The sequence below is a fragment of the Candidatus Protofrankia californiensis genome, from assembly GCF_900634765.1.
Classification (GTDB): Bacteria; Actinomycetota; Actinomycetes; order Frankiales; family Frankiaceae; genus Protofrankia; species Protofrankia californiensis.
On the sequence record NZ_CAAAFT010000137.1, the window covers coordinates 13,579 to 20,273 of the forward strand.

A 6,695-nucleotide genomic window follows, 5' to 3' on the forward strand; every position below is an offset into this window, starting at 1 on the left:
CCTTAAGCGGACCACCAGAAGCGAACCATCAGAAGCGGACCATCAGAAGCGGACCATCATGTCGCCCGGGGAGGGTGGAATGGCGTCGCCTGCCAGGATGCCGCCTCGCCGCACCCAGGCGGCAAGCCCACCGTCGAGCACGTGGTCGAGAAGGACCGGGTGGTCGGGCGCCGGTCAGCAGGGTCATGAGAGTCGACGCGTCGATCAACGGGCCGACCCCGCCCGTCAGGTCTGTCTCCCCGGCTCCGCCGGTCTCCTCGAAGGCCAAAGGCGGCGCGATGATGTTTCTTTCGTGCTCGGGATTCCTTTCCCGGGCAGGCGTGCCGTTGAGGGCAGACCCTCGCATGCCGTCCGGTGCAGGTCTGGTGCCGGCTCCGGGCGCCCAGTGTGTGGATCAGTGGTCCGACGGGTTCGCTGTGGCGTCGGGAACCGGACTGCTTCGCTACCCGTTCATAAGTCTGAGTCTGTTAGACTCAACAATACTGAGACGATCCCAAGCCGGTGATGTTAGTCGTCGGTTAGTGGTTGGCCGGGGCAGGGGTCGAACCTGGAAGGAGCAGCCATGAGCACCTACCTGTGGGAGCCGTTCGCCGCGTTCGGGCGTCTGGACCGGGAGTTCCACGAGATCGTCCGGCGTAGCTGGGATGCCTCCGACCGGCCGCGGATGCCCCGCGTTGGTTTCGCCCCAGTGGCCGATGTGGTTATCGACGGCAATGATGTTGTCGTCCACCTCGAGCTTCCCGGTGCCGACATCGACAAGGACGTCGCGGTCGAGCTGGAGCGTGGCCGGCTCGTCATCCGCGGGGAGCGCGCGGACAGCCGCGAGAACGACAACGGTCGCGTCGTCGTGCGGGAACGCCGGTACGGGGCCTTCCACCGTGAGTTCACCCTGCCAGAGGGGGTAGGCGCCGACCAGATCTCCGCGACCTACGACAAGGGCGTGCTGTCGGTCCGGCTCGCGGGTGCGCTCGCGGGTGCCTACGGGACACGTATCCCGGTTACCCCGGGCACGTTCTCGGCCCTGGCGGATGCCGAGTCGTCTGAGACGTCGGACAGCCGGCCGTCCGAGCCGGTGCAGGCGGTCGAGGCCGAGGGGATGCCGGGCCGCTGACCACGGCGGCCACGCGTCGCCCGGTGGTGCCGGATCGGTCCACGGCACCACCGGGGCCTGCTCCACCTCGGCCGGTCAGTCCGTCTGTGTATCTGCTGTACCTGCTCTTCCCGTGTGCTGGGTACCTGCGTCCGCGGCATCGGTGCCGGCATCGGTTCCGGTGCGGCCGGCCGCCGCGTCCGGCTTCGCCGCCGTCCTCCCCGGTTTTCCTGTTGTGCGGCCGCGGGCGGCGGCCGCCCGCGGCGCGGATGGCGGCGGGACCATCGGACCGATGTCGCCATCCGGTGCCTCGTCGAGGTCGACGACCACGGGCGCGTGGTCAGAGGTGCCCGTGCCCTTGCGGGCCTGCCGGTCGACCCACACCGCGCGTACCCGGTCGACCAGGTTCCCGCTGGCGAGGAGGAGATCGATGCGCATGCCCATGTTCTTCGGGAACATCAGCGCCCGATAGTCCCAGTAGGTGAACACCTGGTCGTCCGGCCAGCGCTTGCGCATGACGTCGACCAGGCCGAGGTCGGTCAGCTCCCGCAGTGCCCGCCGCTCGGCGTCGGTGACGTGCGTGGCGCCGACGAAGGCGGACGGGTCCCAGACGTCGGCGTCGGTCGCAGCGATGTTGAAGTCGCCGCAAGCGATCACCGGAGCGGTCGTGAGGGCCTTTTCGACGGATGCGTGCAGCGCGGCGAGCCAGCTGAGCTTGTAGGCGTAGTGCGGATCGTCGATCGCGCGTCCGTTCGGCACGTACAGCGACCAGATCCGGATGCCGCCGCAGGTTGCGGCGAGCGCCCGCGGTTCGGGCTCGGGGAATCCCGGGCCGTCCACGAGACCGGCCTCGACGTCGTCGAGACCGGCCCGTGAGAAGATCGCTACGCCGTTCCAGCGTCCGTCGCCGTGGTGGGCGACGCGGTAACCGCGCCGGAAGAGGTCCTCGTCGAAAAGCTCGAGGAAGGCCTCGTCGGACAGTTTGGTCTCCTGCAGGCACACGACGTCCGGCTGGACCCGGTCCAGCCATTCGATCAAGCGGGCCTGCCGCGCCTTCGCTGAGTTGATGTTCCAGGTTGCCACCCGCACACCATCCGACGTTAGTCTGCCGGCGCTGCTGCCGACGACAGCGGTGTCCGCAAACCGACTGTTGCCGATCGGTGTGACCGGCTGGGATGGTGCCTTGTGGGCGATAGCGTCATCAGGTGTCGGCGGCTCGCCGAATGCCCGGAGGGAGACCGGACCATGCCAACCATGGCTCGCAACCGTGCCCGGCGCGTCCGGCTGGTCGGCCCGGCCGTCACCGCCGCGGTGGTCATCGGCCTGGTCGGTTGTGGCGCGGTGTCCGAGGAGACCAGACAGGCCGGCACCGATGCACTCTGCTCGCAGATCGACGCCCGGTCGGCGGACGTCCGTTCGAGCGCGGACGTGGCCCGGCTGGTCGCCCTGACGATCCGCGACCTTGCACCGGACGAGAACGTCCGTCAGCTTGCCGGCCGTGTGTCGCAGAGCCCCGGAGAGCTTGCGCTCCGGGGGCAGCTCGCCGACTGGATCGACAACAAGTGCTCACGGTGACCGGTCAATCGCAAGAATCCGACTGACAAGGGTGCGACCGGGAACAGAACCGGGGACACAGTGGTGTGAACCGGGTGTTCAGGACGGCCCGGGCGGTTCTCGTCTCAGACGGCTCCAGGGGTCCTGTCTGCCGGGTCTTTCTGGCGAAGGTCTTGCAGATGCAGCTTTCATGTGACTTGCAAATAGTGGCCCTTTTTCTCCCTTTGGCACCACAGGAACCCGTATCACGACAGCCGCCACCACAGCGATCGGCACCACAACGATCAGCCGACGATCCCGCCGGACGTCGTGCCGTCCCCGCGCCCGAACGTCGTCCCCGGCGCCGTCGCGGGCAGGCGCGGCCGCGTCCTGGTGACGATCGGGGAAGGGAACAACGCGCCGGCCGCTCAGCCCGGCGTCACGACTGACTGGTTCCGCCGCCTTCGTGCGGGATACCGGTGGCGGCGAGGATCAGGTCGCTTCGCTGGGGCGAACGCTGTTGAAGGCCAGGCTGCTCGTGCGACCATCAGGCCGTGACCACATCGGCGAGCGCGTCCCAAGTCGAGGACCTGGTCCTGCTGGAGCAGGCCGGGCAGGAACTGGATCTTCTGTTCTTCTGGGGTCACCGGTCACCGCGCGGTGGTGCCCGCGGTGTCGGTACGGGATGTCTGAGCCAGTGGTGGCCGTCCGCCTTCACCGTGGACGGGCTGCGCTACCCGACGGCCGAGCACTTCATGATGGAACGCAAGGCCCGGTTATTCGGTGACCTTGTTGCCGCGCGAGGAGTTCTTGCCACCTCGGATCCCGCCGCCGCGAAAAAATACGGGCGGCAGGTACGTGGCTTCGACGAGACAGTGTGGAACGAACACTGCTTCGACATTGTGGTCCAAGGTAACGCGGCGAAGTTCACTCAGCATCCGTCGCTGCGCAACTACCTGCTCGGCACGGGGGATCGTGTACTCGTCGAGGCGAGCCCGTTGGACCGGGTGTGGGGGATCGGCCTGGCCGCCGACGACAGCCGCGCCCACCAGCCTTCGGCATGGCCCGGACGCAATCTGCTCGGCTTCGCGCTCATGCGCGTCCGGGCCATGCTGCGTGACTCTGCGGCGGGCATACCCGGACAAGCAGGCAGACTCGGGTAAGGAAGCGCTGCTCACTCTCCCTTCACCCGCCACCCCTCCCACTGCCCGCGGGTGGCGCGGGGCCGGACGTCTGCGCCACTGTGCCCGGATGCCCACCCCGCCTGGCCGTGTCCGGCGCGAGGATCAACACCAGGTCGGGGCCCAGGGGAGTCGGGAGGGCGGCGATGACGGACGGCGCCGGCTTGGTACGGCCGGGAATCGTCGTCGGGGTGGACGGTTCGCCCGGTTCGGCCGAGGCGTTGCGGTGGGCACGGCAGACCGCGACCCTGTACGGGCTTGCCGGTGACAGCCATACTCGTGTGGACCGCGGACGGCCAACCCAGGGCCGTCCACCACAGGGCACGCACGAAGGACCGCGAAGGGCTGGCAGCGGCTGCGGTCGACGTCCTCGAGGCCGTGGTCGGTCGGCTGCCGGCGTCGGTTCCGCAGGCCGAGGTCGTCCGCCGGGTGGTTCACGAACCCGCGGTACTCGCCCTGCTGGCGCAGTCGCGGAACGCGCTGATGACCGTGGTCGGCGCGCGCGACCACGGCCTGTTCCACCGGGTGCTCGGCGGTGCCGTGGGCCGCGCCGTCGTCCACCACGCCGAGGCCCCGGTTGTCGTCGTCCGGGGGAGGGGGTTCGGTTTCCCCGGTGACCGTCGTCCGGTTGTCGTCGGCGTGGACGGGGTCGGTCGCCTCCCTCGCCGCGTTGCGCTGGGCCGCCGACCAGGCGGCGTACCGGCAGGTGCCGCTGCGGGTGGTGCACGCGCTGGCGGTGGCCGCCACGCCCTACCCGGACTTTCTCGCCTCCGTAGGCCCGGCCATCGGCGACCATGCCAACGACGTGCTCGCCGACGCGCTGGCCAAAGGGCTCAGGGGCGCTTCCCACCTGTGCGTCAGCAGCGAGGTGGTGGTCGACTCCTCCGCGGCCCGGGCTCTGCTGCTGGAGTCCACGACGTCCCAGCTGCTGGTGGTGGGCGCCCGCCGGTCACGGCGGCTTCGCCGAGCTTCTTCTCGGTTCTGTCGGCGACCAGTGCGTCCGCTATTCGGCCTGCCCCGTCGCCGTCGTCCACCTGTCCCGATAACCACGAGTATCCCGATAACCACGAACGCAAGAGGGGCATGCCGTCATCGGTGGTCCTCTCCCGGGACGGGCATGCCCGGCAGTTCGGGTAAAGTGCGGAGGGGAGGTTCGATCGGGTGTTCGATCGGGTGATTGCCCGCGCGTCGCCACGACGTCGAAAAACAGCGTTTGCCGGTGAACGTCCACGACCGGCCACGGGCCAGATCAGGACACGGACCAGACCAAGAATGGTGACGGGCCGGTATGTGCCGGGTTCGACTGTCCGCTGCCACGACAGCCTGCGGCCTTCTTCCACCGTGATGGGTCGAATCTCCCATCGCGATGGATCGAATCCGGCGATCTGCGTCTCGTCGCCGTCCAACACCGCATTACGATGGCATCACTTATTCCATTAGTGTGCCACGAACGCGGAAGGGGAGGCTTTGGCGTAGGAGGGCCTTGCTGGCTGCGATGCTGCGTGGGAGATGAGGGTGCATGGCCCCTCGGAGCCGCCCGACGGGTCGGAGGCTTCAAGCCACCTCGAGCTGCATTAGTTGACGACTGTTGTGGTGAGCGTCGAGGAAAAGGCGCGCCTTGAGCGCGTCAGGCAGGGAACGGGAAGGCGAGCGCAAGCGAATCGCTGACGACGTGTCGAAAATAAGTCAGACGGCATCGAAACTGGGGCATGGAATGAAGCCTCAGGACAGAACCTGGCGGGTGTCCCGTCTTCTGGCCAGGTGGTGCCCGGCATGGAGGCGACGCGAGTCCGTTCTGCCGCTCTCACGCGGAACGTGGGAAGGCGTGTGCCGATACGTCCGCCCGAGGGTGTGGGTGGTGAGAGGGAGTGCGCCGCACAGCGGAAACTGGAGGCGCCGAGTACCGAGGCGGCACACGCCGGCGGACCGGCTTGTAGTAGTGGTGAAGCCCCTGTAATGGGGGTGGAGCGAAGGAGCCGGCTCATCCTGATGGGTTCGTTCGAGAAACCGGCGCTTGCTGGGAGGGATCGAGTGGGGTCATCGAGGTCTACAGAGAAGCCGTTCACAATATCGAAGGGCCTGGTCTGGGAGGCGTATCAGAAGGTCAAGGCCAACAAAGGCGCACCGGGAGTGGACGGGCAGTCCGTCGACGCGTTCGAGAAGGACCTGAAAAATAATCTGTACCGGGTCTGGAACAGGATGTCGTCGGGCAGCTACTTCCCGCCCCCGGTGAAGGCGGTGGAGATACCGAAGTCGCATGGTGGTGGGGTTCGTTTGCTCGGTGTGCCGACCGGGTCGCCCAGACCGTGGTGGCAATGACGCTGGAGCCGCGCATGGAACAGATCTTCCATGACGGCTCCTACGGCTACCGGGTGGGGAGGTCCGCGTTGGACGCGGTGGGCGCGTGCCGGGAACGGTGCTGGCGGTCGGACTGGGTAGTCGATCTGGACATCCAGGACTTCTTCGGCAGCTGCCCGCATGACCTCATCGTCAGGGCGGTCGAGGCCAACACCGATCAGCCGTGGGTGGTGCTGTACGTCCGGCGGTGGCTTACCGCGCCGGTCTGCTACCCCGACGGCTCGCTGGGGACGCCGGACCGGGGGACCCCGCAGGGGTCCTCGGTGTCGCCCGTGCTCGCCAACGTGTTCCTCCACTACGCGTTCGACCTGTGGATGGCCCGGGAGTTCCCGGGCCTGGCATTCGAGCGCTATGTGGACGACGCGGTGGTGCACTGCGGGACCCGGCGTCAGGCCGAGCAGGTGCGCGCGGCGATAGGACGGCGGCTGGAGGAGGTCGGGCTGCGGCTGCACCCGGCCAAGACCAGAGTGGTGTACTGCAAGGACAGCAGCAGGTGGGGCTCGTATGAGCACACCTCGTTCACGTTCCTGGGC

5 protein-coding genes and 2 pseudogenes are annotated in these 6,695 nt (G+C 68.1%); 6 read left to right on the top strand and 1 reads right to left on the bottom strand.

Annotated features, from left to right (window positions below; all coding sequences use genetic code 11):
- Positions 1-562 precede the first annotated feature (562 nt).
- Positions 563-1,111 (top strand): Hsp20/alpha crystallin family protein, encoded by a 549-nt coding sequence (locus tag DD1DGNOD_RS08285; RefSeq protein WP_131765970.1) that lies wholly within the window; start codon positions 563-565, stop codon positions 1,109-1,111.
- A gap of 75 nt (positions 1,112-1,186) precedes the next feature.
- On the opposite strand, the gene DD1DGNOD_RS08290 is transcribed toward DD1DGNOD_RS08285, so the two are convergent.
- On the bottom strand, positions 1,187-2,179 hold the full coding sequence (locus tag DD1DGNOD_RS08290; RefSeq protein ID WP_131765971.1) for an exodeoxyribonuclease III: 993 nt from the start codon (positions 2,177-2,179) through the stop codon (positions 1,187-1,189).
- A 156-nt stretch (positions 2,180-2,335) separates the two neighbouring features.
- On the opposite strand from DD1DGNOD_RS08290, the gene DD1DGNOD_RS08295 reads away from it, so the two are divergent.
- The 5 genes and pseudogenes from DD1DGNOD_RS08295 to ltrA all read left to right on the top strand — a co-directional run.
- Complete coding sequence (locus DD1DGNOD_RS08295) at positions 2,336-2,665, top strand: hypothetical protein (RefSeq protein WP_131765973.1); 330 nt, start codon at positions 2,336-2,338, stop codon at positions 2,663-2,665.
- Between the two features lie 512 nt (positions 2,666-3,177).
- Complete coding sequence (locus DD1DGNOD_RS08300) at positions 3,178-3,786, top strand: NADAR family protein (protein ID WP_131769827.1); 609 nt, start codon at positions 3,178-3,180, stop codon at positions 3,784-3,786.
- A 297-nt stretch (positions 3,787-4,083) separates the two neighbouring features.
- Positions 4,084-4,335 (top strand): annotated as a pseudogene (locus DD1DGNOD_RS27880) (universal stress protein); the annotation flags it as partial.
- An 82-nt stretch (positions 4,336-4,417) separates the two neighbouring features.
- Positions 4,418-4,981, top strand: coding sequence for a universal stress protein (locus DD1DGNOD_RS31110; RefSeq protein ID WP_430827773.1), 564 nt, complete (start codon positions 4,418-4,420; stop codon positions 4,979-4,981).
- Between the two features lie 854 nt (positions 4,982-5,835).
- Positions 5,836-6,695 (top strand): annotated as a pseudogene (gene ltrA, locus DD1DGNOD_RS30745) (group II intron reverse transcriptase/maturase); the annotation flags it as partial.